This window comes from Chimaeribacter sp. YP20170169 (assembly GCF_056739715.1).
On the sequence record NZ_CP176824.1, the window covers coordinates 2566437 to 2592603 of the forward strand.

The following is a 26167-nucleotide window of genomic DNA, read 5'->3' on the forward strand; positions in this document are numbered from 1 at the left end:
ATTGCGCCATCCCTGTTCTGACACCCCTAAATACCCTGTAAGGAGCAACACATGGAGATGATCAAAACCCGCGCCGCCGTGGCATGGGGCCCCAACCAGCCGCTGACCATTGAGGAAGTGGATCTGATGCCGCCGCAGAAGGGTGAGGTGCTGGTACGCATCGTCGCCACCGGCGTCTGCCACACCGATGCCTACACCCTCTCCGGCAAAGATCCAGAGGGTATCTTCCCGGTGATCCTCGGCCATGAGGGCGGCGGCGTGGTGGAAGCCGTGGGTGAAGGCGTCACCAGCGTGGCGGTCGGCGACCACGTGATCCCGCTCTACACCCCGGAGTGCGGCGAGTGCAAATTCTGCCGCTCTGGCAAAACCAACCTCTGTCAGGCGATCCGCACCACGCAGGGCAAGGGGCTGATGCCGGATGGCACCACCCGCTTCTCCAAGGATGGCCAGCCGATCTTCCACTACATGGGCACCTCCACCTTCTCGGAGTACACCGTGGTGCCAGAGATCTCCCTGGCAAAAATCAGCAAGGAGGCCCCGCTGGAGGAGGTCTGCCTGCTGGGCTGTGGCGTCACCACCGGCATGGGTGCGGTGATGAACACCGCCAAGGTGAAAAAGGGCGACACCGTGGCGATCTTTGGCCTCGGCGGCATCGGCCTGTCGGCCATCATCGGCGCGCAGATGGCCGGAGCCAGCCGCATCATCGGCATCGACATCAACACCAGCAAGTTTGAGCTGGCGCGCAAACTGGGCGCGACCGATCTGGTGAACCCGAAAGATCACAGCAAGCCGATTCAGGAAGTGATTGTCGAGATGACCGACGGCGGCGTGGACTTCTCCTTTGAGTGCATCGGCAACGTCAACGTGATGCGTTCGGCGCTGGAGTGCTGCCACAAGGGCTGGGGCGAGTCAGTGATCATCGGCGTTGCGGGCGCGGGCGAAGAGATCGCCACCCGTCCGTTCCAGCTGGTGACCGGCCGCGTCTGGCGCGGGTCGGCGTTTGGCGGCGTGAAGGGCCGTTCGCAGCTGCCGGGCATCGTGCAGGACTACCTCGACGGCAAGTTCCAGCTCAATGACTTCATCACCCACACCATGGGGCTGGAGGCGATCAACGAGGCCTTCGACCTGATGCATGAGGGCAAGTCGATCCGCTCCGTCATTCACTTTGACCAGTAAGCGGGGCGCACCGGATGAGCATTGAGCTTCTTGAGGAACACCGGCTGTTTGGCGGCTGGCAGCAGCGCTACCGCCACGCCAGCAGCAGCCTGAACTGCGACATGACCTTCAGCCTCTACCTGCCGCCGCCGCGCGACGACGCCCCGCCGCCGGTGCTCTACTGGCTCTCCGGGCTGACCTGCAACGACGAGAACTTCACGTTGAAGGCTGGCGCGCAGCGGGTCGCCGCCGAACTGGGGCTGGTGCTGGTGATGCCAGACACCAGCCCGCGCGGCGCAGGGGTGGCGGATGATGAAAGCTATGACCTCGGCCAGGGGGCGGGCTTCTACCTGAACGCCACCGAGGCACCGTGGTCGGCGCACTACCGGATGTATGACTATCTGGTGGATGAGCTGCCAGCGCTGGTGCGCGAGCAGGTGAACGTCAGCGACCGCCAGTCCATCTGTGGCCACTCAATGGGCGGTCACGGCGCGCTGATGCTGGCGCTGCGTAACCCGCAGCGCTACCGCTCGGCCTCGGCCTTCGCGCCCATCGTCAACCCGAGCCAGGTGCCGTGGGGCCGCAAGGCGTTCACCGCCTATCTGGGCGCGGATGAGCAGCGCTGGCTGGCCTATGACAGCTGCCACCTGCTGGCGAGCCGCCCGGCCGAGCCGCTGCCGATGCTGGTCGATCAGGGCGACGCCGACCAGTTCCTGCCAGACCAGCTCCAGCCAAGCAAACTGGAGGAGCTGGCGACCCAGCACGGCTGGCCGCTGACGCTGCGCACCCAGCCCGGCTATGACCACAGCTACTTCTTTATCGCCAGCTTTATCGAGGATCACCTGCGCTTCCACGCGCAGCACCTGTTCGCCTGATTTGCCCCCTCCCCCGGCCCCCGCCTACCCGCGGTGGGGGCCGCTCTCCCGCACGCCGGCTGGCGCAACCGTCGGGATCTACTACACTTTATGGTCAGAAGCGAATGTCATGCGCCCCGAAAGTGCTGGGGTGCCTCCTGTTGTTTCAAGTGAATGGAGAAGAAACGATGTCAAAACCAGACCAATATACCCGCCAGAATCCACTCACCCAGTACAAGCATGACCGTTATCCAAAGCAGACTCAGCCCGCGCCGGGTTTGGCCGTCAATATGCAGCCTGCTCCGGATCACGGTGAGGAGAGCTACCGCGGCAGCGGCCGGTTGGAAGGCCGCAAGGCGCTGGTCACCGGCGGTGACTCCGGTATCGGCCGCGCGGCCGCCATCGCCTACGCCCGTGAAGGGGCAGATGTCGCCATCAACTACCTGCCCGCCGAGCAGCGTGACGCTGAAGAGGTGGCGGAGCTGGTACGCGCGGCGGGCCGCGAGGCCGTGCTGCTGCCGGGCGACATTAGCGATGAAATCTTCTGCCAGAAGCTGGTGGCCGATGCCCATGAGCAGCTGGGCGGGCTGGATATTCTGGCGCTGGTGGCCGGTAAGCAGGTGGCGATTGAGAACATCAGCGATCTGACCACCGAGCAGTTCCGCAAGACCTTTGAGACTAACGTCTTCGCCATGTTCTGGATCACCAAGGCGGCGCTGCCGCTGCTGCCGGAGGGGAGTTCCATTATCACCACCTCCTCGATTCAGGCTTACCAGCCGAGCAAATTCCTGCTCGACTACGCCTCGACCAAGAGCGCGATCATCGCCTACAGCCGCGCGCTGGCCAAGCAGGTCGCCAGCAAGGGCATCCGCGTCAACATCGTCGCGCCCGGCCCGATCTGGACGCCGTTGCAGGTGGCTGGCGGCCAGTTGCAGGAGAACATCCCGGAGTTTGGTAGCGCCACCCCGCTGCAACGCGCTGGCCAGCCCGCTGAACTGGGGCCAATCTACGTGTTCCTTGCCTCGCAGGAGTCGAGCTACATCACCGCCGAGGTGTTTGGCGTGACCGGCGGCAACCACACCGCCTGATCCCTCGCGAGCGCAAGAAAAAGCCGGGCACTGCCCGGCTTTTTGCGTTACTGGTTCTGGTGCTGCCGGTGCTCTACCGTCTCGCGGTACTCATCGAGGAACGGCTGCTCCGCCGGGTCGATGCGATCCATACCGGAGGTGAAGCGGTGCCAGTAGGGGTAGCGCGGTGCCGGGCGGGTGGCGCGCTCAATGCGCTGGATCTGCTCCGGCGTCAGCGTCAGACGCGCGGAAGCCAGGCTGTCCTGCAACTGCGCCTCGGTGCGCGCGCCGACAATCAGGCTGCTGATGGCCGGGCGGGTGTTGAGCCAAGCGAGGCAGACCTGCGCCGGCGACACCCCATGCTCATCGCCCACCGCCGCCAGCGTGTCGATCACGTCGTAGGCGTGCTCCATGTCATGCACGTAGGGTTCCGGCCAGCCGTTGCCCTGACGGGAACTCTCTGGCGTCTTCTGGCCGCGGCGTACGGTGCCGGTCAGCAGCCCCTCGCCCATTGGCCCCCAGATCAGCGTGCCGACGTTCTGGTCAAGCGCCAGCGGCAACAGCTCAAACTCCGCCTCGCGCGACTCCGGCGTGTAGTTGATCTGCTGGCTGACCGGGCGGTTGACGCCCAGCAGCTCGGCTTTGCCCAGCGTCTTCATCATCTGCCAGCCGGTGTAGTTGGAGGTGCCGTAGTAGCGGATTTTGCCGCTCTGCACCAGCGACTCCAGCGCATAGAGCGTCTCCTCGACCGGCGTCACGCCATCCCAGTTGTGGATCTGGTAGAGGTCGATGTGGTCGGTCTTCAGCCGACGCAGGCTGTTCTCACAGGATTTGATCAGGTGGTAACGGGTCGCGCCGCTGTCGTTCGGGTCATCGCTCATCGGGCTGCGCGCCTTGGTGGCGAGGATGATGCGCTGGCGGTCGCGGCCCAGCGCCTCGCCTACCACGCTCTCCGCGCCGCCTTTGGAGTAGAGGTCGGCGGTGTCCACGGTGTTCACGCCCTGCTCAAAGGCGATATCCATCATCCGGCGGGCGGTGTTGGCATCCACCTGGCCGGTCTTCTCAAAGCCGTCGCTGCCGGAAAAAGTGAGGGTTCCCAAGGTCAATTCAGACACAAACAGGCCGGAGTGGCCAAGCTGGCGATACTTCATCAGTGACTCCTTATTGATGTTGGAGGACTTTTAGGTATAGCCAACTCTCCGGCGAAAGGGGGCCGGAGAGCGGATTTTTAGGATTAGTTGCCCCCCGGCTGGCCCGGTGTCCCGGTTTAGCGCCGGACAGCTCAGAGTTTCGGGTCGAGGGCGTCGCGTAGGCCGTCGCCCAGTAGGTTGAAGGCCAGCACCGTCAGGAAGATGGCGAGGCTGGGGAAGATGGCGACGTGCGGCGCGATCACCATGTCGGCCCGCGCCTCATTCAGCATCGCGCCCCACTCCGGCGTCGGCGGCTGCGCGCCCAGCCCCAGAAAGGAGAGGCTGGCGGCGGTGATGATTGAGGTGCCAATGCGCATGGTGAAGTAGACCACGATGGAGGAGACGGTGCCCGGCAGGATGTGGCGCAGCAGGATGGTGCGGTCCGGCGCGCCGATGCTGCGCGCCGACTCAATGAAGGTCTGGTGTTTCAGCACCAGCGTATTGCCGCGTACCAGCCGGGCGAAGGCCGGGATGCTAAAGATCGCCACCGCCACCACCACGTTCGCCATGCCGCTGCCCATGATGGCCACCACGCCAATCGCCAGCAGGATGCCGGGGAAGGCGAACAGCACGTCGCAGATGCGCATGGTGATGCGATCCCACCACCCTTCGTAGTAGCCAGCCAGCAGGCCGAGCAGCGTGCCAATCGCCGCGCCAATCGCCACCGACACCACGCCAGCCACCAGCGAGATGCGCGCGCCCATCAGGATGCGGCTGAAGATGTCGCGCCCCAGCGAGTCCACGCCCAGCCAGTGCACCAGCGACGGCCCCTCATTCAGGCGGTCATAGTCAAAGAAGTTTTCGGCGTCATAGGGCGCCAGCCAAGGGGCGAACAGCGCCACCACCACCAGCAGCAGCACAAACAGCCCGGCCACCAGCGCCACTGGCTGACGGCAGAAGCGCTGCCAGAAGGCGCGCCACGGTGTGCGCCCGCCGCCCGCCGCTAGCCCAGACACCCGCACCAGCGGCATACCGGCCAGCGTGGCTTCCCGTCTCCACAATTTCATTACGGCCTCACTTATAGCGGATCGAGGGGTTGATGGCGGCGTAGAGCACGTCCACCACCAGATTAATCAGGATAAACTCCAGCGAGAAGAGCAGCACTTCGGCCTGGATCACCGGGTAGTCGCGCATCTCCACCGAATCCACCAGCAGGCGGCCCAGTCCCGGCCAGTTGAACACCTTCTCCACCACAATCGAGCCGCCGAGCAGGAAGCCGAACTGGAGGCCCATCATGGTCACCACCGGGATCATGGCGTTGCGCAGCCCGTGCTTGACGATCACCAGACTCTCGCGCACCCCCTTGGCCCGCGCGGTGCGCATGTAATCCTCGCGCATCACCTCGACAAAAGAGGCGCGGGTGAAGCGTGCCATCACTGCCGCCACCGCCGCGCCGAGGGTTAGCGAGGGCAAAATGTAGTGCTGCCAGCTCTCCGCCCCCACCGTCGGCAGCCAGCCCAGCTCCACCGAGAAGATCTGCATCAGCAGCATCCCGAGCGCAAAGGCCGGGAAGGAGATACCGGAGACCGCCAGCGTCATGCCGAGGCGATCCGGCCAGCGGTTGCGCCAGACGGCGGAGACCACGCCAATCGCCATGCCAAACAGCACCGCCCAGACCATGCTGGTCAGCGTCAGCCACAGCGTCGGCAGGAAGCGTTGGGCGATCTCCTCGCTCACTGGCCGCTTGGAGACCATTGAGGTGCCAAAATCACCCTGCACCACGTTGGCAAAGAAGTGCAGGAACTGCACCGGCAGCGGCTGGTCGAGGCCCAAATCCTGGCGCACCAGTTCCACCACGCTCTCATCGGCGTCCGGCCCAGCGGCCAGCCGCGCCGGATCACCCGGCAGCAGGTGGACAAACAGGAACACCAGCACCGCCACAATCAGCAGCGTCGGCACCAGTCCCAGCAATCGTTTTAAAAAGTAGTTCAGCATCGGCTCTTATGTCCCCGGCGGGCGCACCCCGGCGCGCCCGCCGCAGCCCCTATTGGATATCCGCGTCATCAAAGCTGAACAGGGTATCCGGCATCATGTAGAAGCCCGTCAGCCGTTTGTTGTGCGCCGAAACCAGTCGCTCGGTGGCAAGGAAGGCCCAAGGCGCATCGGCCCAGATCTTGTCCTGCGCATCCTTGTAGAGCTTCGCTTTCGCCGCCCGGTCGGTGGTCGCCAGTGCACCGGCCAGATCCTTGTCCACCTGCGGGTTGCTGTAGAAGGCGGTGTTGAACTGGGTCGGCGGCGCGGACTGGCTGGCGAACAGCGGCGTCAGCGCCCAGTCGGCCTCACCGGTCGAGGCTGACCAGCCGGTGTAGAACATCCGTACCTTGGCCTCTTTCTGGCCGACCGCCTCCACCTGCGCCGCGCGCTGGCCAGCGTCCATCGCCGTGACCGTCACTTTGATGCCCACCTGCGCCAGCTGCTGCTGGGCGAACTGCAACACCTTCTGCGCGGTGCTGTGGTTGTGCGATGACCAGAGCGTGGTGGTGAAGCCGTTCGGGTAGCCCGCCTCTTTCAGCAACTCTCGCGCCTTGGCCGGGTCGTAGGGCCACGGCTGGTAGCGGGCGGCGTAGTCAATGCTCGGCGGCACCGGCCCCTCGGCTGGCACGGCGTAGCCCGCAAAGGCGACCTTAATCAGCGCCTCTTTGTTGATGGCGTAGTTGATCGCCTGACGCACCTTCAGGTTGTCAAACGGCTTCTGGGTGACGTTAAAGCTGATGTAGCGTTGCAGGATCGAAGGGGTCGCCACCAGATCCAGCTTGGCGTTGTTCTTCAGGATGGCGGCCTGCTCATAGGGGATCGGGTAGGCAAAATCGGCCTCGCCGGTCTGGAGCATCGCGGCGCGGGTGTTGTTGTCCACCACCGGACGCCAGGTGATGCTGTCGAGCTTCGGCAGGCCCGGCTTCCAGTAGCCGTCAAACTTCTTCACCTTGACGAAATCGGTCTGGTTCCAGGCGACAAACTGGTAGGGGCCGGTGCCGACCGGGTGGAAACCGATCTCCTTGCCATACTGCTTCAGCGCCGCTGGCGAGATCATCACTGCCGAGGGGTGCGCCAGGTTGTTGATAAAGGCCGAGAATGGCGCTTTCAGCGTGATCTTCACCGTGGTGGCGTCCACCGCCTCGGTGGAGGCGATCATCTTGAACAGGTTATAGCGCTTGAGGCGGTTGTCCGGGTTGCTGGCGCGATCCAGGTTGACCTTCACCGCCTCGGCGTTGAAGTCGGTGCCATCCTGGAACTTCACCCCCGGATGCAGCTTGAGGGTGTAGGTCAGGCCGTCGTCGCTCACCTGATAACTGTCGGCCAGCACGTTCATCAGCTTCATATCTTTGTCGAAGCCAAACAGCCCCTGATAGAAGGATTTGGCCACCGCCTGCGACAGCGAGTCGTTGGCGTCATAGGGATCGAGCGTGGTGAAGTTGGAGCCAACGGCGATGGTGGCATCCTTGGCCGCCCAGGCGGGGGCGGCGGCCAGTGCGGCCAGGATGGCACCGGCCACCAGCGCGCGTTGGGTTGGGGTCTGCTGGGTCATCTCTCTTCTCCTGGGGTTATCCCTGTCAGTAAGCACCTGCAATCGGATGGCGCGCCACAAAATGGCCCTCGCCGACCTGCACCAGCGGGGCGACGATCGGCTCATCGCCGACCGCCCGCACCGGGCTTGGCATCTCATCCACTAAAAGGGCCTGCTCCGGCCGGCGATGCGCCGGGTCGGCCACGGGTACGGCTGCCATTAATTTGCGTGTATAGGGGTGTTGCGGGTTTTCGAACACGGCGCGGCGCGGGCCAATCTCCACAATCTGGCCGAGGAACATCACCGCCACCCGGTGGCTGATGCGCTCCACCACCGCCATGTCATGGGAGATAAACAGGAAGGCGATGCCAAACTCGCGCTGTAAATCCATTAATAAGTTGATGATCTGCGCCTGAATGGAGACATCCAGCGCCGAAACCGACTCGTCGGCGATCACCACCTTGGGGTTGAGTGCCAGCGCGCGCGCGATGGCGATGCGCTGGCGCTGGCCGCCGGAGAACTCATGCGGGTAGCGGGCGGCGTGCTCTGGCAGCAGTCCGACGCGCTCCAGCAGCGCGGCGACGCGCGCCTCGGCCGCCCTCCCACGCGCCACGCCATGCACCAGCAGCGGCTCCATGATCGAGTAACCGACCGTCAGGCGCGGGTCGAGGGAGGCGTAGGGGTCCTGGAAAATGAACTGGATATCGCGTCGCAGGTGTTGCAGCGCCGCGCCGTGCAGGTCAGTGATGCGCCGCCCATCGAAGGTGATGCTGCCACCCTGGCTCTCGACCAGCCGCAGCAGCGAGCGCCCGGTGGTGGACTTGCCACAGCCAGACTCGCCGACCAGCGCCAGCGTCTCGCCGGGGTAGAGGTCGAAGCTCACCCGCTCAACCGCGTGCACCCGGCGGGTGACGCGGTTGAGCAGGCCACTGCGGATGTCAAAGCGCGTCACCAGATCCTGCACCTGCAACACCGGCTGCGCCCGCGCGGGCACCGTGTCCTGTGGCAAGGCGAACTGGTCGCCGGGGCGGCCCTCGGCATTCAGCAGGTCAAAGCGCGCCGGGAAGGTGCGGCCACGCATCGCCCCGAGTTTCGGCACCGCCGCCAGCAGCGAGCGGGTGTAGGGGTGGCGCGGCGCGGCAAACAGACTGTTGACGTCACTCTGCTCGACGCTCTGGCCGCGGTGCATCACCAGCACCCGGTCGGCCACCTCCGCCACCACGCCCATGTCATGGGTGATGAAGATCACCCCCATGTGCAACTCCTGTTGCAGCACGCGGATCAGTTGCAGGATCTGCGCCTGGATGGTGACATCCAGCGCGGTAGTTGGCTCGTCGGCAATCAACAGCGCCGGTTTGCAGGAGAGCGCCATCGCGATCATCACCCGCTGGCGCATCCCGCCGGAGAGCTGGTGCGGGTAGCGATCCAGGATGTTGCGCGCCTCGGGGATGCGCACCTGATCGAGCATCCGCAGCGCCTCCTGCCGCGCCCCCCGGTGATCCCGGCCCTGATGCAGGCGGATGGATTCGGCAATCTGCTCGCCGACGGTGAACACCGGGTTGAGGGAGGTCATCGGCTCCTGGAAGATCATCGCCATGTCAGCGCCGCGCAGGCTGCGCAGCGTGCCGGGGGCGGCCTGCGCCAGATCGAGCACCTGCCCGCGCCGACGGCGGAACAGCAGCTGCCCTTGGTCAATCACGCCGCCGCCCTGCTCCACCAGCCGCATCAGCGCCAGCGAGGTGACGGACTTGCCAGAGCCGGACTCGCCGACAATCGCCAGCGTTTCGCCGCGCCGCACATCAAAGCTGAGCTGGCTGACCGCCTGCACCGGCTGGCGTCCGGCGCGGAAGCTGACGCTAAGATCGCGCACCGCCAGCACCTGCTCCTCCGGCAGCATGGCAGCCAGCGAGGCGTGGGCGGCGTTTACCGGTTTACTTCCGCCGTTCAACGCATCGCCCCCGCCACCGGCGCGGCCGGTGGCCGCCCTGCCCGGCCGGAGGGGAGATGGCCCGTGCGGCCAGCCCGTCATGAACGGTCATCATTGATCTCTGCATGAGGCCCTGCACCCTGTTAATCACTCAATCCATAAAAAACGCGCACGTTCTGGCGCGTCCTGACACAGTGTTTTCGTGGCTTAGCCAGCGCGACCAATCCGTAGGCGGAATGATCGTCATATAAATCAGTGTGGCACTGAATGGCTGGGACTGCTTTTTTTTGACTATATTTAGCCGCGCCAGCTAAGTAAAGCAGAAACTTAGCCTGCGTTATGCGGATATTTACGCAAGTTATTCAGGGAAATAGCGCGCGCCAGCGGGGAAGCGGCGCGGCGGGGATCAGGCGCAGCTTGCGTGCGGCAGCGACAGCTCGCGGTTGCTGATGATGATGTCCACCTCCTGCAAGGCGCAGATGCGCGCCACGCCCTGCCGCCACAGCTTGCTCTTGTCCATCAGCAGCAGCGACTGCGCCGCCCGCTTCACCAGCAACGCCTTGAACTCGGCATTGTGGTCGTTGGAGTCCCACAGCGTACCCTGCTTGTCCAGCCCCTCGCAGGAGAACATAAACAGGTCAATCTCATAGTGCTTGATGAGCGACAGCAGCGCCGGGCTGCGGTAGACCTCCTCCTTGCGCAGCAGCTCGCCGCCGGTGCAGACCACGCTGACATACTGGCGGCGCTCCAGTTCGCGCACCACGCGGGCGCTGTTGGTCAGCACCGTCAGCGGCACATCTGGCAGCTTGCGCGCCAGATGCCAGCAGGTGGTACTGGCATCCAGCGCCAGCACCATGCCAGCCTCGATGTAGGCCAGCGCCTGGCGGGTGATGTCATCCTTGTCATGGAGGTGGCTCTTCACCCGGCGGGTGAAGGGGATGCCAATGTCATCCTGCTGGATGATGCGCTTGGCCTTGCCGTGGCGGCGCAGGATCAACCCCTGCTCCTGCAACTCGCTCAAATCCCGGCGGATCGTCTCCCGGCAGACGCTCAGCTGTTCGGAGAGCTGGTTTACGCTCATCACATCCTGTTCGGCGATCAATTTCAGCAGTGCTTCATGGCGGGTGTTTTTCATGCTCCGGTCAATCTCCACGTCGGCAATGACTCCGGCAGCATACTCTGTGGCGCATGACAATTTGGGGATCGGAACGGAATTATGGAATGGGGATCACGGTTTTGCTGCGCAACATCAGGCAGATGGCAGGAAAATGCCCCGGCAGGCGGGGCATCAGGGCAGATCAGGCGTCCGGGTGGGATTTCAGCGGTTTGCCAGCAAACTCGCGCGCGTTGAACAGGGTGTCCGTGCCGCGCTGGTCGCGGTTGTCCGGCATCCCGAGCTTTTTGCGCAGGGCGATAAAGTCATGCATCGAGGCGGCGTTGACCTGCTGGATCGGCAGGTTGAGCTGGGTCGCCAGCAGCAGGATGCGGCAGTAGGAGTCCACGTTCTCCAGCTTCCAGTAGGCATCCTCCACATGGTTGCCCCAGACGATCACGCCGTGGTTCTCCATGAAGATGCACTGGTGGTCTGGCGACACCGAGCCAACGTTGTCGGCGTTCTCCGGCGTGCCGGGCGTGGCGTACTTCGCCTGCACCACTTCGCCAAAGAAGATGTCCGGCTCTGGCATGATGCCGGTCGGCGGCACGCTGCCGGTGATGACAAAGGCGTTGGCGTGCACCGGGTGGGCGTGGACGCAGGACTTGGCGGCTGGCACGCGGCTCATGATGCCGAGGTGGGTCTTGATCTCGCTGGTGGAGGGGCGTTTGCCCGCCTTCTGGCGGCCCGCCATGTCCACCAGACACATATCATCCGGCGTCATGAAACCCTTGCTGATCAGCGTGGGGGTGCAGAGCACCAGGTTGTCGCCGACGCGCACCGAGATGTTGCCGCCGTTGCCATCCACGTAGTCTTTCTGCCACATGCGCTGGCCAATGGCGACCATCCGCTGTTTGATCACCTGAAGCGCGTCGCTGTAGAAAAACTGATTTACCTCCTGCGGGGTCTGCGGGTCCTTGCCCTCTTCCCAGTGGAACTCCAGCGTCGGTAACGGCGGGGAAATTGACCAATCAGATTGACTCATCGCTGTACTCTCTTTGGTTTATGGCTGGGGGCCGCCGGGGGGCGGCGTCAATAGGGCTATGCTATGCCGCCGCCGCGCCGCTGGCACCCTTGCCGCGCCAGTTCGCCGCTTTCCCCCGTGCTTTGTGACCAAAATCACAGGATTTCGCCCCGTGGGCCGCCGATTTCGCCGCGCGCCGCTGCCCGCTTTCTCTGGCCGCCGGGCAAAACGGGGTGGCCGGCCAGATTGGTCAGCCCGGCGTTCTCTGCCATAATGGGCAGATTCCCCCGATTTTTTGCCGCCTGCCCTCCCGGCGCGGCCGCCGTACAACGGAGTAATTGATGACCCCACAACACCCCCACCTTGCCGGCCTGCTGTCGTTGGATGACGCGCTGGAGAAGATGCTCGCGCAGGTCAGTTGCCAGCGCATCGCCACCCGCATCCCGCTGGCCAGTGCCGCTGGCCACATCACCGCCGCTGAAGTGACCTCGCCGGTGCAGGTGCCGCCGTTCGACAACTCCGCGATGGATGGCTACGCCGTGCGCGTGGAGGAGGCCGCCAGCGGTCAGCCGCTGCCGGTAGCGGGCAAGGCGTTCGCTGGCGCGCCCTTTGACGGCGAGTGGCCAGCGGGCCACTGCATCCGCATCATGACCGGCGCGCCGGTGCCGCCGGGCTGCGAGGCGGTGGTGATGCAGGAGGAGAGCGAGGTGATGGATCAGGGCGTGCGTTTCACCGCGCCGGTGAAGGCCGGGCAGAACATCCGCCGTGCCGGTGAGGACATCGCCCAGGGCGCGACGGTGCTGCCGGTGGGCCGGCGGCTGGGGGCGGCGGAACTGCCGCTGTTGGCGTCGCTGGGCGTCACTGACGTGGCGGTCTATGAGCCGCTGACGGTGGCGGTCTTCTCCACCGGTGACGAACTGCAACCGGTCGGCACGCCGTTACAGCCGGGCCAGATCTATGACACCAACCGCTTCGGCGTGCGGCTGATGCTGGAGCAGCTCGGCTGCCGGGTGGTTGACCTCGGCATCATCCCGGATGACCCGCAGGCGCTGCGCAAGGCGTTCCAGCAGGCGGACGCGGCGGCGGATCTGGTGATCAGCAGCGGCGGGGTCTCCGTGGGCGAGGCGGACTACACCAAGACCATGCTGGAGGAGTTGGGCGAGATCGGCTTCTGGCAGCTGGCGATCAAGCCGGGCAAACCCTTCGCCTTTGGCCGCCTCAGCCAGTCGTGGTTCTGCGGCCTGCCGGGCAACCCGGTCTCCGCCGCCCTCACCTTCTACCAGTTGGTGCAGCCCCTGATCGCCCGGCTGGCCGGCCACCGTGACTGGCAACTGCCGCCGATGCTCAAAGCCGTCGCCGCCAGCGGGCTGAAGAAGCAGCCGGGCCGGCTCGACTTCCAGCGCGGCATCGCCTTCACCAACGAGCAGGGTGAACTGGCGGTGCGCACCACCGGCCATCAGGGATCGCACATCTTTAGCTCCTTCAGCCAAGCCAACTGCTTTATCGTGCTGGAGCGCGAGCGCGGGTCGGTGGCGGAGGGCGAGACCGTCACCATCCAGTTCTTCAACGCCCTGCTGGGGGGCTGACCATGCACCCGGAACTGAGCGACGAGGAGACGCTGCGCTACAACCGGCAGATTGTGCTGCGCGGCTTTGACTTTGACGGCCAAGAGGCGCTGAAGGCCAGCCACGCGCTGGTGATTGGCCTCGGCGGCCTTGGCTGCGCGGCAGCGCAGTATCTGGCGGCGGCGGGCATCGGTACGCTGACGCTGGTCGATTTCGATACCGTGTCGCTCTCCAATTTGCAGCGCCAGACGCTGCACAGCGATGCGCGCCTCGGCATGGCGAAGGTGGAATCGGCGGCGCTGGCGCTCACCGCCATCAACCCGCATGTGCGTATCCGCACCCTGAACCAGCTCCTCGAGGAGGAGGCGCTGGCGGCAGAGGTGGCGGCGGCCGACGTGGTGCTGGATTGCAGCGACAACGTGGCCACTCGCAACCAGCTCAACCGCGCCTGCTTCGCCACGCGCACGCCGCTGGTTTCGGGTGCGGCGATCCGCATGGAGGGACAGCTCAGCGTCTTCACCTGGCAGGAGGATGAGCCGTGCTACCGCTGTTTAAGCCGCCTGTTCGGTGAGAATGCCCTGACCTGCGTCGAGGCCGGGGTGATGGCCCCGCTGGTCGGCACCGTGGGCAGCTTGCAGGCGATGGAGGCGATCAAGGTGCTGACGCGCTACGGCGAACCAGCCACCCACCGGGTGCTGCTGTTTGATGCGATGACCCTCCAGTTCCGTAGCCTGAAACTGCCGAAAAACCCGAAATGCGAGGTGTGCGGCGGCCACTAGCCGTCACTCATCATACAGCCCGGCATCCTTCACCGGGCTGTGGCCGGGGTGCAGACGCACCCGGCGCACCGACTCGCGCACCGCCAGCGTGCCGCCGAACAGCCAGTTGCCCACCGGTGCCTGTGGGCGAATCAGCCGCTGTTGCAGGATGTGCACCGCCTCCTCTCCCAGCTCATCACGCGGCACGTGCAGCGAGGTGAGCGGCACGTCATGGATCGCCGCCAGATTAAAGCCATCAATGCTCATCACTGACATATCCTGTGGCACCCGCAGCCCAGCCTTTTGCAGCGCGCTGACCGCGCCAGCGGCCATGAAATCCCCACCCACCAGCAGCGCGCTCGGCCACTGGCCGCGTGGCGTGGCCGCCAGATAGTCGGCGATCAGTTGCTCGCTCTCGCGGGCGCTGAAGCCCTGCGCGGCGATCAGGTGCCGCGCCTCGTCAAACGGCAGGTTATGCGCTGCCCAAGCGTCACGGATGCCCGCCAGCCGCAGCTCCATGGTGTAGCGCCGCAGGCAGAGCAGGTTCAGCACCGCCCGGTGTCCCTGCTCAAACAGGTAGCTGGCCGCGCCCGCGCCAATCAGCTGGTGATCGGGTGCTACGCCCGGTAGGCGCATCTTCTGGTCACGGCAGTTGACCAGCACACAGGGCTTGCCGACGTTCGCCGCCAAATCGTGGATGTGCGGATCGTCAATGCCGATCAAGATCGCCGCCTCGCTCTCCGCCTCACTCATCTTCGCCAAAAACAGGTTGGCGTCGCTGTCATGCTCCTCCAGCGCGCAGTAGCGCAGCCGCACCTCATGGGGGGCCAGCGCCTTGCTGATGCCCTGAATCACCCGGTAGTAGAAGACATCCAATCGCTCGTCGAAGGCGCGTTGCGGCGCAAACACCACCAAACTGTTGAGCAGCAGCCGCCCGGCCGCCAGCCCCTGCAACACCCCGTTGTGCTGCGCGCAGGCCAGCACCTGCCGCCGCGCCGCCTCGCTGGTGTTGGCCTTGCCCGCCAGCACCCGCGATACCGTGCTGATCGACAGCCCAGTCTGGGCGGCGATCTGGCTGATTTTTAGCTTTTTCTCCATTTTGTGATCTCTGCCCATTTGGCCAATGAAAAAATTTTCACGGTGGAAAAATGCGCTTTTCCTATGGCATTTCCCGCTGCGTAAACCGGTTTTTACCGTAACGGTGAAAAAGCTTTCATAAATTCCTCTGTTGGTCGATTTATAACTCAATTAGTCTCGACTTGTCGAACAGCCTGCCCCGGCAATGCTGCGTCAGATCACATAAAAAAGATTAAATTCAAAAAGTTAAACCACTGATTGCCAAATTAAGTTGTTATACCAATCCGAGAATCATTGCTACGTGGAGACCCCCATGAGTCATGGCATAAATCAGGATGTCACCGCCGTGAAGGCGAAACGCACCTTCCGCCACCTACGCTGGTGGGTGCTGGTGCTGTTTCTGCTTGGCGTTACCATCAACTACATCACCCGCAACTCCCTCGGCATCCTGGCACCCGAGCTGAAGACCAGCCTCGGCATCACCACCGAGCAGTACTCCTATATTGTCGGTGCCTTCCAGCTCGCCTATACCCTGTTCCAACCACTGTGCGGCTGGCTGATTGACGTGATTGGCCTGAAGCTGGGCTTCATGATCTGCGCCACCCTGTGGGCCATCATCTGCATCCTGCACGCCGGGGCCGGTAGCTGGCTGCATCTGGCGATCCTGCGCTTCTTCATGGGCGGCGCGGAGGCAGCGGCCACCCCGGCCAACGCCAAAACCATTGGTGAGTGGTTCCCGAAACGTGAGCGGCCAATCGCCGCCGGTTGGGCGGGCGTCGGCTTCTCCATCGGCGCGATGCTGGCCCCGCCCATCGTCTACTTCGCCCACGTCTCCTTCGGCTGGCAGGGCGCGTTCATGTTCACCGGCGGCTTGGCGCTGGCATGGGTGGTGCTGTGGTGGCTCTGCTACCACAACCCAGAGCGCCACCCCAACCTGAGCAAGGATGAGCTGGCCTTCATCCAGCAGGACAACGAGCCGCCGCCGGTCAAGCAGCCCTTCCTGACCGCGCTGCGCAACGTGGCGAAGAACCGCCGCTTCTACGGCATCGCCATCCCGGCCTTTATGGCGGAACCGGCCTGGGCCGTGCTCAGCTTCTGGGTGCCGCTCTACCTCGCCAATGAGCGCGGCATGGATCTGAAACAGATCGCCATGTTTGCCTGGCTGCCGTTCCTCGCCGCCGACCTCGGCAGCGCCGCCAGTGGCTACCTGACCCGCCTCTACGTGAAGCTGTTTGGCTGCACCCGCATCAACTCGGTGGTCGCCAGTTCCGTCACCGGTGCCTGCATGATGGTGGCGCTGGCGCTGGTCGCCCTGACGGAAGACCCCTATATCGCCATCGCGCTGATCTCGATTGGCGGCTTCGGCCACCAGATCATCTCCTGCATGTTGAGCGCGCTGGTGGTGGAGACCTTCGACCGCGGCCAGATGGCGACGGTGAACGGGATGCGCGGCTCCGCCGCCTGGATCGCCAGCTTCCTGTTTTCGCTGCTGATTGGCGTCACCGCCGACCGCATCGGCTTCAACCCGCTGTTTATCGCCATGGGCTTTTTCGACCTGATTGGCGCGATTTTCCTGATTGCCTTTATTGCTGAACGCCGCACCGCGCGTGCCTGAAATGGAATGTGAATGATGAAAATCCTGAAAAATTGGTCACTGCTGTCATCAGACGCCCACCACGTGGAACTGGCCGTGGAGGGCAGCCACCGCCTCTGCCTCTATGTGCTGGAGAGCGGCATGTTCCGCGTGCTGCTCAAGCGCCGCAACCAGTTGGCGCTGGATCGTACCTGGAGCATCGCGCCAGAGGGGGAGACGCCGTGGGAGGGGCGGCCACGCGAGAGTCTGGCGGGCTTCACCCTGCCCGGCTTTGAACTGGAGGAGATCGACGGCGGCCTGCGCGTCAGCACCGATCGCTTGCGCGTTACCGTGCACCAGCCGCTGTGGCTGGAGTGGCACCACCGCGACGAGGCTGGCGCATGGCAGCCGCTGGCCAGCGACCGCCCCACCAGCGCCTACCAGCTCAACGCCCACGGCGACGGCGTGGCGCACTACCAGCGCCGCTACCCGGAGGAGCGCTACTACGGGCTGGGCGAGAAGGCCGGGCCGTTGCAGCGCACCGGCAAGCGCTATGAGATGCGCAACCTGGACGCGATGGGCTACAACGCCGCCAGCACCGACCCGCTCTACAAGCACATCCCGTTCACCATCACCCAGCGCCCCGGCGTCAGCTTCGGCCTGTTCTATGACAACCTGAGCAGTTGCTGGCTCGATCTGGGGAATGAGCTGGACAACTACCACCTGCCCTACCGCCGCTGGCAGGCGGAGGCGGGCGACATCGACTACTACCTGTTCCTCGGCCCGCGCGTGCTGGATGTCACCAAGACCTTTGTGCGCCTGACCGGCAAGACGCTGTTTGGCCCGAAGTGGAGCCTCGGCTACAGCGGCTCCACCATGCACTACACCGACGCGCCGGACGCCCAGCAGCAGCTAATGCACTTTATCCGCCTCTGCCGTGAGCAGGCGATCCCCTGCGACTCGTTCCAGCTCTCCTCCGGCTACACCTCCATCAACAACAAGCGCTACGTCTTTAACTGGAACTACGACAAGGTGCCACAGCCGGAAGTGATGAGCCGCGCCTTCCATGACGCTGGCCTGAAGCTGGCGGCGAACATCAAACCTTGCCTGTTGCAGGATCACCCGCGCTACCAGGAGGTGGCGGAGCGCGGGCTGTTCATCCGCGACTCCGAGCAGCCCTGCCCGGAGCGCTCCAGCTTCTGGGATGATGAGGGATCGCACCTCGACTTCACCAACCCGGCGGCCATCGCGTGGTGGCAACAGGGCGTCACCACCCAGCTGCTCGAAAAGGGGATCGACTCCACCTGGAATGACAACAACGAGTATGAGGTGTGGGACGGCGAGGCGCGCTGCCATGGCTTTGGCCGCGAGATCGCCATCAAGCACATCCGCCCGGTGATGCCGCTGCTGATGATGCGTGCCTCGATGGAGGCGCAGCAAGCCTTCGCCCCAGAGAAGCGCCCCTACCTCATCTCGCGCTCTGGCTGTGCCGGGATGCAGCGCTACGTGCAGACCTGGAGCGGCGACAACCGCACCAACTGGGAGACGCTGCGCTACAACACCCGCATGGGGCTGGGGATGAGCCTGTCCGGGCTGTACAACGTCGGCCACGACGTCGGCGGCTTCTCTGGCGACAAACCGGACGCCGAGCTGTTTGTGCGCTGGGTACAGAATGGCGTGATGCACCCGCGCTTCACCATCCACTCCTGGAACGATGACCAGACGGTCAACGAGCCGTGGATGTACCCGACCGTCACCCCGGCGATCCGCGACGCCATCGCGCTGCGCTACCGGCTGCTGCCCTACCTCTACACGCTGTTGTGGCAGGCACATGACGAGGATGAGCCGCTGCTGCGCCCCACCTTCCTCGACCATGAGCACGATCCGCAGACCTTCGCCGAGTGCGACGAGTTCCTGCTGGGGCGTGACCTGCTGGTGGCGAGCGTAGTGGAGCCGGGCGAGCGCCAGCGCCGCCTGTGGCTGCCGGACAACCAGAGCGGCTGGTATGACTACTACACCGGCCAGTGGTACGCCGGTGGCCAGTGGGTCACCCTCGACGCGCCGCTGGAGCGCCTGCCGCTACTGGCGCGCGCTGGCAGTGCCCTGCCGCACAGCAGCCGCATCACGCACGTTGACGCACAGGCCGATGACCAGCGCGAGCTGCGCCTCTACCCGCTGCGCGGCCACGGCGTCAGCCACGGCAGCCTGTTTGAGGATGATGGCGAGTCATGGGGCTACCAACAGGATGAGGCGCTGTGGCTGACGTGGGAGATGGCCTGCACCGACACCGAGATCCGCCTCACCTTCCAGCGCCGCGGTCACTACCAGCCAGCCTGGCAGGCGCTGCGCCTCACCCTGCCGGCTGGTGAAACCCGCCGCCTGCTGGTGGAGGGCGTCGAGGGCGACACCTGGCAGCGCTGAGACACAGGCATAAAAAAAGCCGGGGGCGTCCCCGGCTTTTTTATCTCTGGCTGCTCGGCGTGGCCGATCAGTAGATGCCCTGACTGCGCAGGTAGTCCTCGTAGTTGCCGCTGAAGTCCACCACCTTGTTCGGGGTGATCTCCAGAATACGGCTGGCGAGGGAGCTGACGAACTCGCGGTCGTGGGAGACGAAGATCAGCGTGCCTTCATACATCTCCAGCGCCATGTTCAGCGACTCGATGGACTCCATGTCGAGGTGGTTGGTCGGCTCGTCCATCACCAGAATGTTGGGCTTCTGCATCATCAGCTTGCCGAACAGCATACGGCCCTTCTCGCCACCGGAGAGTACCTTCACCTTCTTCTTGATGTCGTCCTGGCCGAACAGCAGACGGCCGAGGATGCTGCGCACCGCCTGCTCATCTTCCTTCTCGGATTTCCACTGGCTCATCCAGTCAAAGACCGTCAGGTCGCAGTCGAACTCTTCGGCGTGATCCTGCGCGTAGTAGCCAATGGAGGCATTCTCAGACCACTTCACGGTGCCGTTGTTTGGCGCAATTTCGCCCACCAGCGTCTTCAGCAGGGTGGTCTTACCGATGCCGTTAGTACCCAGCACCGCGACCTTCTCGCCCACTTCCACCATCAGGTTCAGCTTCTTGAACAGCAGGCCGTCGTCGTAGCCTTTTGACAGCTCCTGCACTTCCAGCGCGTTACGGAACAGCTTCTTCTCTTGGTCGAAGCGGATATACGGGTTCTGGCGGCTGGAGGCTTTCACCTCATCCAGCTGGATCTTGTCGATCTGGCGCGCACGCGAGGTGGCCTGCTTGGATTTGGAGGCGTTGGCGCTGAAGCGGCTGACGAAAGATTGCAGCTCGGCAATCTGCGCCTTCTTCTTGGCGTTGTCAGCCAGCAGGCGCTCACGCGCCTGCGTGGCGGCGGTCATGTATTCGTCGTAGTTGCCCGGATAGACGCGCAGTTCGCCGTAGTCCAGATCGGCCATGTGGGTGCAGACCATGTTCAGGAAGTGACGGTCGTGCGAAATGATGATCATGGTGCTGTTGCGCTCGTTGAGCACCTGCTCCAGCCAACGGATGGTGTCGATGTCCAGGTTGTTGGTCGGTTCGTCCAGCAGCAGGATCTCCGGGTCGGAGAAGAGGGCCTGAGCCAGCAGCACACGCAGCTTGAAGCCCGGCGCGATCTCACTCATCGGGCCGTAGTGCTGCTCCACCGGGATACCGACGCCCAGCAGCAGTTCGCCAGCCCGCGCCTCGGCGGTGTAGCCATCCATCTCGCCGTAGGCCACTTCGAGGTCAGCCACCTTGTAGCCATCCTCTTCGCTCATCTCCGGCAGGGCGTAGATGCGGTCGCGCTCCTCTTTCACCTGCCACAGTTCGACGTGGCCCATGATGACGGTGTCCAGCACAGTGTAGTTTTCATAAGCGAACTGATCCTGGCGCAGCTTGCCCAGACGTTCGTTCGGGTCGAGGAAGACGTTGCCCGCGCTCGGCGTCAGATCCCCGCCGAGGATCTTCATGAAGGTCGATTTGCCGCAGCCATTGGCGCCAATCAAACCGTAACGGTTGCCGCCGCCAAACTTGACGGAGATATTTTCGAACAGCGGCTTGCTGCCGAACTGCATGGTGATGTTGTTAGTACTTAACACAACGCTCGCTCTTGGTTTGGAATGTGATGAGGCGCGCATTATGCCACAACCGGCAGGCGGGATCGCGCAGGATTTTGCGCAAAACTTAGCCAGACGGGCAAAAAGTCAGCCAAAAAAGCAAAAACCCGGCCGGGGCCGGGTTTGCGCGTCTGGGACGGGGATCAGAAGCTGTAGCCGATCACCGCGTAGTAGCCCCAGCCGGTGGACTTGACGTCGAAGTTGCCCTTGCCGAAGTTCAGCTCGGTGCCATCCTGCCATTGGCCGCCGTTGTGGAAGTAACGCGCCACAAAGGAGTAGTGCCAGTGCGCGTAGTTCAGCGCCAGAATGTGGCTGGAGGCGATGGAGTTGCTGGTGCGCGCCTTGTTGCCGTTTTCGTTCAGGTCAGAGCCCCAGTCAAAGTTGGTGAAGCCGATGTAGCTGACGTGGCCGCCCCAGACATCGCCCAGCGGCAGGAAGTATTTCACCTTGAAGCGGTAGCCATCCCAGCTGTTTTCGTTGGCGGCGCTGTAGTTCTCCCACTGGTACTTGGCGTAGACGTTCAGTGACAGGTTCAGCGGAGTGTGGGTGTCGATGTCGGTGCCCAGACCCATGTACCAGGTGTTCTGGCGGTTGTCGCTGTCCGGCCCCATGTCAAAGATGTAGTTGTTGGCGAAGTACCACTCTTTGAACGGCCCGAAACTCAGGTCAGTGCCAGTCAGCTTGTCGATGGAGAAGCGCGGTTCGATCTCCATGAACAGCGGGGAGCCGTTTTTGTCCCAGATACCGACGTCGTTGCCATTGCCGACGCCAAAAGCTTTTGGCACGTCCACATAGCCGTAGAAGTCGAACCAATCCTTGTGGGCAAAGGCTTCATACTCCAGGTAGAGATCGTTGTTCAGCTGCGGCCCGAAGCGGGTGTGGTAGCTGCCCACCACGTTGACGCTCTGTTTCCACCAGTCGGAGAGGTACTCACCCTGTGTGTCATCCGCCATTGAGGTGGCGCTGTAAGAGAGGGCAGCCAGAGCGCCCGCGGCGAGAAGAGTTTTATTCATTGTCATTACCAGTGCTTTAAAGGGCGGTTCCCTGCCAAACGGGGATGTGGTGAACCACACAACATGCGGCAGCGTTATTGCTCATTCAGGTGTGTCATCAGGAGCCACTTAGCCGGTCGGTGAGCAGCCGTAATGAGGGGCGGCGCTCCAAACCTTGTTACCGGCAATAATCAGGTGTCACTTAATATGCGATTATGTCAAAAAATGTCAATTTTAGTTGCATAGTGATACATGTTTTTCGTGAGGACGATCACAATCTGTAACGGGCCGTAAAGATACTGTTTTTTTGCGGCCACGCAATCGTTTACTTAGCCAGACGCAATCGGTGGCGTCCGTTTGCTGGCTTTTCAGGCAGGAAAGGTCAGGAAGTGGGCGGGAAGTGGGCGGGCATCTCGCCGCGCCCTATTGCGATCGCCAGGCAGCGCGGCGGCTGCGCGCCAGCGGCTCCCACAGCAGCACTGCCAGCAGGATCAGCGTCGCCAGACCATTGGTGGTCAGCAGGTCGGCATAGCCGCTTACCGGCAGTAGCAGCGCCAGCGCCAGCAGCCCAATCAGGTGCTGGCGTGGTATCCGCAGGCCGCGCCGGTACTGCCACAGCATCAGTGCCGCCAGCCAGGCCAGCGGCGCGCCGACCAGCACACAGGCGGCTGGCAGGTGGGTGGCCTGCATCGGGTAGGCGATGACGTGCGCATTGCCCACCGTCCAGGCACAGAGGGCGATGATCATCACCACATGGGTCAGGTGGCCGCTGCTGCCCGGCCACGCCGGGCGCACCGGCTGTGCCAGCGCGGCATAGTAGAGGCACCAGATCGCCAGCGCCCCCAGCAGCGCGGAGAGCGCCGCCAGCAGCACCGGCGTGCTGGGTGGCAGGTCACTCAGCGCAGTGATGGTCATCCAGGCGGCCAGCACCAGCAGCGCGGTGACCACCATCAGGTAACGGGAGAGTGTTCTTGGCATCTTGGTTCTCTCCAGCAAGCAGGGGGAAGGCCCACGTTACCCGATTTTTTTGACAAAAAATCGTGCCTGCGTGAAATTCAGACAGTTCGGCGCATGTCGATATGGGGAATCCCATCCTCATCATAGACTTCCGAGCAGGGCGAGAAGCCAAAATCGCGGTAGAACGCTTGCAAGTGGGCCTGCGCCATCAGCGTGCGCCCCAGTTGCTGTCCGCGCGCAAAGGGCGCGACCACCACCCGGCCAATCGCTACCTCCTCGCCCGGCAGCAGGCGGGCGTAGGCCGCCAGCCGCCCCTGTTGCCAGCACAGCAGGTGGCGCGTGCCCGATGCCAGATCGCGCCCATCCACATCCAGATAGGGGCAGGTCTGCTCCACCACAAACACTTCACAACGCAGCGCCAGCAGCGCGTAGAGCGGCGCGGCGCCCAGTTCACTGTGGTGCAGATCTTGCCAATACATGTCAGCCATAATAATTCCCAAGTTAATCATTTAGATTATTTATAATAAAAATCCTATTTTCCCCACGCGTTTTCCCCACTCACCGGCGGAAAATATTATCCCTTAAAAATCATATAATTATACTCAACTCCGTCAATGTAGCAATCGTGAAATCATGATTCGCTTGTTCCTGCTCATCAGCTGAGTATATTCCGCCAAATCTTTTTTCCAGGAAAACGTAACCATGAAACCAATTGTGAAATATGGCCTGGCGGCCCTGATGCTGACCAGCCTGACTGCGTGTGACAACGCTGCCGAGAAACCTGCCACTGACAAAGCCGCCCCGGCCGCCAGCGCCGCCCCGGCTGAGAAAGCTGCCGCAGACGCGAAAGCCGCCCCGGCCGAGAAAGCTGCCGCAGACGCGAAAGCCGCCCCGGCCGAGCAAGCTGCCGCAGACGCGAAAGCCGCCCCGGCCAACAACGCCGCGCAGCCCGCTGCAGCCGCAGAAGCTGCCCAGCCGCGCCTTAGTTTCACGCTGCCGAAGGGCTTTGTCGATCGCTCCCCCGCGCCAAAAGAGGGCGATCGCGTGCTGACCCGCATCTTCGCCAACCCTACCACCAACCAGATGGTCACCCTGGTCAACTACGGCGGCCTGACGCCGCTGGCTGACCGCGAGGCGCTGAAAAAGGCGCTGGAAGAGAATGGCCCGAAACTGCTTGAGACCTTCAAAAAGCAGTACTCCAGCGTGAATGTGCTGAAAAAAGGCATGGTCTCCCTCTCCGGCCACCCCTTCTACCAGTTTGAGTCCAAAATCAAACAGCAGGATCGGGCGGCCATCAGCACCAGCCTGACCACCCAGCAGAATGCACAGATGATCAATATCCAGATCATGACCATCTCTGATGATATGGCCGCGCATGAGGCGCTGGTTAAGGCGATCAGCGACAACGTCAGCTTCAAGTAAGTTTTTGAGGCGATTAAAAAGGCTGCCGATAGGCAGCCTTTTTTATTGGGCCATGCCGCTAGAGCAATTTCCCCAATCCATTAGTAAAATTTTTTGAATATACCGGTCAAATATATTAGCTGGCAGCGCGGCGCGCCCTCTTACAGACTGATTGGTCTTGTTGACCCTGAATTCACTGCAAAAGGACGTAATAATGTCAGTCATGAAAAAAGTGCTGCTCCCTGCCATGCTGGGCCTCGGCCTCTACTCCCAGGTTTCGCTGGCGGCCACCCAGACCTACGCGATGGACCCTGGCCATACTTCCGTGGTGGTAGCCTGGACGCACTTCGGCTTCTCGCACCCCACCGCTGACCTCTCCAACGTCACCGGCACCCTCGTGTTTGACGCCGACGATCTGGCCAACTCCAAGGTTGACGTCACCCTGCCGATCAGCACCATCGACACCCACGTCGCCGCGCTGACCAGCGAGTTCAAGGGCGCGGAGTACTTCGACGTCGCCAAATATCCGACTGCCACCTTCCACAGCACCAAGGTGACCCACGCTGGCGACAACAAGTATGACGTCGAGGGCAACCTGACCATCAAGGGCATCACCAAGCCAGTGACCCTGCACGCCGTGCTGAACAAGCAGGGTGAGCACCCGATGGTGAAGAAGCAGGCGATTGGCTTTGACGCCGCCGCCACCATCAAGCGCTCTGACTTCAAGCTGGACAAATATGTCCCGGCCGTCAGCGACGACGTGGTGATTGCCATCTCCACCGAAGCCTACGCCAAGTAAGCCCCTCCCCTGCCCGGCACACCGGGCAGGGGTTCCCTCGCGTTAAATCGGCGGGTAACTCCCCAGACCGTCCGGCCACGGCGTAAGCAGATCCACTCCCTCCTCCGTTACCGCCACCGTGTGCTCCCACTGCGCGGAGAGCGAGCGATCGCGCGTCACCACCGTCCAGCCATCGGCCAGCACGCTGGTTGCCGCCTTGCCGGCGTTGATCATCGGCTCAATGGTGAAGATCATCCCCGGTTTCAGCACCAACCCCTCGCCCGGCCGGCCATAGTGCAGCACCTGCGGCTCGGTGTGGTACTCGGTGCCGACGCCGTGGCCGCAGTAGTCACGCACCACGGAGAAGCCCTTCTCATGCGCCACGTTCTGGATGGCGTAACCAATGTCGCCCAGCGTCGCGCCCGGCCTGACCGCGCGGATGCCCGCCACCATTGCGTCGTAGGTGGTCTCCACCAGCAGTTTGGCGCGGATGCCCGGCTCGCCGACGAAGTACATGCGGCTGGTGTCGCCGTACCAGCCATCCTTGATCAGCGCCACGTCGATGTTGACGATGTCGCCCGCCTTCAGCGTCTTGCTGTCGGTGGGGATGCCGTGGCACACCACATGGTTGACCGAGGTGCAGATGGTTTTCGGGTAGCCGTGGTAGCCGATATTGGCCGGGGTGCAGCCCAGCGTCTCCACAATGTAACGGTGGCAGAGGGCGTCCAGCGCCTCGGTGGTGACGCCGGGTTTGACGTGCTCGCCAATCATCGCCAGCACCTCGGCTGCCAGGTGGCCAGCGAGGCGCGCTTTCTCAATGTCAGCGGCGGTGTGCAGGGTAATGTTGTTCATGGTTGCTCCTTGTCGGCGGTGGCAGGCTGGGGGGTAAGCAGCTGCTGGGTAATTTCCGTATAGCTCAGGTGGGGGTTCTGCTCTGCCAGCCGGCCGATGCGCAGCCAGTACTCGGCCTGCGCATTGATGGAACGGCAGTAGGCGTCGCTGGCGACCCGCAGTTCGTCATGGATAAAGTCAGAAATTTTGATGATGCCCATCGGTCAGTCACTCTACGCGGTATATATGAAACATATATGAAGCGTATAACGGGAGGGGCATCCCGGTGTGGCAGGACGTGCGCAAAAAAAGGGCGCTGCA

General features: G+C 63.3%; 23 protein-coding genes. 9 read left to right on the forward strand and 14 right to left on the reverse strand.

All coding sequences use genetic code 11. From position 1 onward, the window contains the following. The first annotated feature begins 51 nt into the window (after window positions 1-51). The 3 genes from ACK3SD_RS11640 to ACK3SD_RS11650 all read left to right on the forward strand — a co-directional run bounded on the left by ACK3SD_RS11640 (window position 52) and on the right by ACK3SD_RS11650 (window position 3097). Window positions 52-1176 (forward strand): S-(hydroxymethyl)glutathione dehydrogenase/class III alcohol dehydrogenase, encoded by a 1125-nt coding sequence (locus tag ACK3SD_RS11640; protein ID WP_481125589.1) that lies wholly within the window; start codon window positions 52-54, stop codon window positions 1174-1176. Window positions 1177-1190: 14 nt separating this feature from the next. Then, window positions 1191-2030: an S-formylglutathione hydrolase gene (gene fghA / locus ACK3SD_RS11645; RefSeq protein ID WP_481125590.1), complete on the forward strand. Its 840-nt coding sequence runs from the start codon at window positions 1191-1193 to the stop codon at window positions 2028-2030. Between the two features lie 167 nt (window positions 2031-2197). Next, window positions 2198-3097, forward strand: coding sequence for an SDR family oxidoreductase (locus ACK3SD_RS11650; RefSeq protein ID WP_481125591.1), 900 nt, complete (start codon window positions 2198-2200; stop codon window positions 3095-3097). A 47-nt stretch (window positions 3098-3144) separates the two neighbouring features. On the opposite strand, the gene ACK3SD_RS11655 is transcribed toward ACK3SD_RS11650, so the two are convergent. From ACK3SD_RS11655 to ACK3SD_RS11685, 7 genes are all read right to left on the reverse strand, one after another. After that, window positions 3145-4227: an aldo/keto reductase gene (locus ACK3SD_RS11655; RefSeq protein ID WP_481125592.1), complete on the reverse strand. Its 1083-nt coding sequence runs from the start codon at window positions 4225-4227 to the stop codon at window positions 3145-3147. A 131-nt stretch (window positions 4228-4358) separates the two neighbouring features. Continuing rightward, complete coding sequence (gene gsiD, locus ACK3SD_RS11660) at window positions 4359-5273, reverse strand: glutathione ABC transporter permease GsiD (protein ID WP_481125593.1); 915 nt, start codon at window positions 5271-5273, stop codon at window positions 4359-4361. Window positions 5274-5280: 7 nt separating this feature from the next. Next, complete coding sequence (gsiC, locus tag ACK3SD_RS11665; RefSeq protein ID WP_137763708.1) at window positions 5281-6201, reverse strand: glutathione ABC transporter permease GsiC; 921 nt, start codon at window positions 6199-6201, stop codon at window positions 5281-5283. A 49-nt stretch (window positions 6202-6250) separates the two neighbouring features. Further along, entirely contained in the window at window positions 6251-7792 is a 1542-nt protein-coding gene (gene gsiB / locus ACK3SD_RS11670) for a glutathione ABC transporter substrate-binding protein GsiB (RefSeq protein WP_481125594.1), read from the reverse strand. A gap of 25 nt (window positions 7793-7817) precedes the next feature. Continuing rightward, window positions 7818-9668, reverse strand: a complete 1851-nt coding sequence (locus tag ACK3SD_RS11675; protein WP_481127541.1) for a dipeptide ABC transporter ATP-binding protein — start codon at window positions 9666-9668, stop codon at window positions 7818-7820. A 436-nt stretch (window positions 9669-10104) separates the two neighbouring features. Beyond that, window positions 10105-10833 carry an L-fucose operon activator gene (gene fucR / locus ACK3SD_RS11680; protein ID WP_481125595.1) on the reverse strand — a complete coding sequence of 243 codons (729 nt, stop codon included), beginning with the start codon at window positions 10831-10833 and terminating at the stop codon, window positions 10105-10107. A 163-nt stretch (window positions 10834-10996) separates the two neighbouring features. Continuing rightward, window positions 10997-11836, reverse strand: a complete 840-nt coding sequence (locus ACK3SD_RS11685) for a class II aldolase/adducin family protein (protein ID WP_137763712.1) — start codon at window positions 11834-11836, stop codon at window positions 10997-10999. 320 nt (window positions 11837-12156) lie between these two features. Here ACK3SD_RS11685 and moeA point away from each other — a divergent pair, with 320 nt between their 5' ends. Then, complete coding sequence (gene moeA, locus ACK3SD_RS11690) at window positions 12157-13401, forward strand: molybdopterin molybdotransferase MoeA (RefSeq protein WP_481125596.1); 1245 nt, start codon at window positions 12157-12159, stop codon at window positions 13399-13401. A 2-nt stretch (window positions 13402-13403) separates the two neighbouring features. Next, window positions 13404-14159, forward strand: coding sequence for a molybdopterin-synthase adenylyltransferase MoeB (gene moeB, locus ACK3SD_RS11695; protein WP_481125597.1), 756 nt, complete (start codon window positions 13404-13406; stop codon window positions 14157-14159). Between the two features lie 3 nt (window positions 14160-14162). Here moeB and ACK3SD_RS11700 read toward each other — a convergent pair whose 3' ends face one another. Beyond that, window positions 14163-15236 carry a LacI family DNA-binding transcriptional regulator gene (locus tag ACK3SD_RS11700; protein WP_481125598.1) on the reverse strand — a complete coding sequence of 358 codons (1074 nt, stop codon included), beginning with the start codon at window positions 15234-15236 and terminating at the stop codon, window positions 14163-14165. A 292-nt stretch (window positions 15237-15528) separates the two neighbouring features. On the opposite strand from ACK3SD_RS11700, the gene ACK3SD_RS11705 reads away from it, so the two are divergent. Then, window positions 15529-16830, forward strand: a complete 1302-nt coding sequence (locus ACK3SD_RS11705; protein ID WP_481125599.1) for an MFS transporter — start codon at window positions 15529-15531, stop codon at window positions 16828-16830. A 15-nt stretch (window positions 16831-16845) separates the two neighbouring features. Beyond that, window positions 16846-19209, forward strand: a complete 2364-nt coding sequence (locus tag ACK3SD_RS11710; protein ID WP_481125600.1) for a glycoside hydrolase family 31 protein — start codon at window positions 16846-16848, stop codon at window positions 19207-19209. 67 nt (window positions 19210-19276) lie between these two features. Here ACK3SD_RS11710 and ACK3SD_RS11715 read toward each other — a convergent pair whose 3' ends face one another. The 4 genes from ACK3SD_RS11715 to ACK3SD_RS11730 form a co-directional block, all read right to left on the reverse strand. Then, window positions 19277-20869, reverse strand: coding sequence for an ABC-F family ATPase (locus ACK3SD_RS11715; protein WP_481125601.1), 1593 nt, complete (start codon window positions 20867-20869; stop codon window positions 19277-19279). Between the two features lie 161 nt (window positions 20870-21030). Beyond that, a complete protein-coding gene (locus ACK3SD_RS11720) occupies window positions 21031-21900 on the reverse strand; it encodes a nucleoside-specific channel-forming protein Tsx (RefSeq protein WP_137763718.1) in 870 nt (289 codons plus the stop codon). A gap of 402 nt (window positions 21901-22302) precedes the next feature. Further along, window positions 22303-22857 (reverse strand): low temperature requirement protein A, encoded by a 555-nt coding sequence (locus ACK3SD_RS11725; protein WP_481125602.1) that lies wholly within the window; start codon window positions 22855-22857, stop codon window positions 22303-22305. A 77-nt stretch (window positions 22858-22934) separates the two neighbouring features. After that, the gene (locus tag ACK3SD_RS11730) at window positions 22935-23315 is read right to left on the reverse strand and encodes a GNAT family N-acetyltransferase (RefSeq protein ID WP_481127542.1); all 381 of its coding nucleotides are present in this window, start codon (window positions 23313-23315) and stop codon (window positions 22935-22937) included. Window positions 23316-23538: 223 nt separating this feature from the next. Between ACK3SD_RS11730 and ACK3SD_RS11735 the strand changes: the two genes are divergently transcribed. After that, window positions 23539-24258, forward strand: coding sequence for a DcrB/PsbP domain-containing protein (locus tag ACK3SD_RS11735; protein WP_481125603.1), 720 nt, complete (start codon window positions 23539-23541; stop codon window positions 24256-24258). Between the two features lie 193 nt (window positions 24259-24451). Next, window positions 24452-25036 (forward strand): YceI family protein, encoded by a 585-nt coding sequence (locus ACK3SD_RS11740; RefSeq protein WP_481125604.1) that lies wholly within the window; start codon window positions 24452-24454, stop codon window positions 25034-25036. A gap of 42 nt (window positions 25037-25078) precedes the next feature. Here the strand turns inward: ACK3SD_RS11740 and map are convergent, their stop codons facing one another. Together map and ACK3SD_RS11750 are read right to left on the reverse strand one after the other, a co-directional pair. Beyond that, entirely contained in the window at window positions 25079-25867 is a 789-nt protein-coding gene (gene map / locus ACK3SD_RS11745; protein WP_481125605.1) for a type I methionyl aminopeptidase, read from the reverse strand. After that, window positions 25864-26067, reverse strand: coding sequence for a ParD-like family protein (locus tag ACK3SD_RS11750; protein WP_137763724.1), 204 nt, complete (start codon window positions 26065-26067; stop codon window positions 25864-25866). Before ACK3SD_RS11750 ends, map begins: the two co-directional genes overlap by 4 nt. Between the last annotated feature and the right edge of the window lie 100 nt (window positions 26068-26167).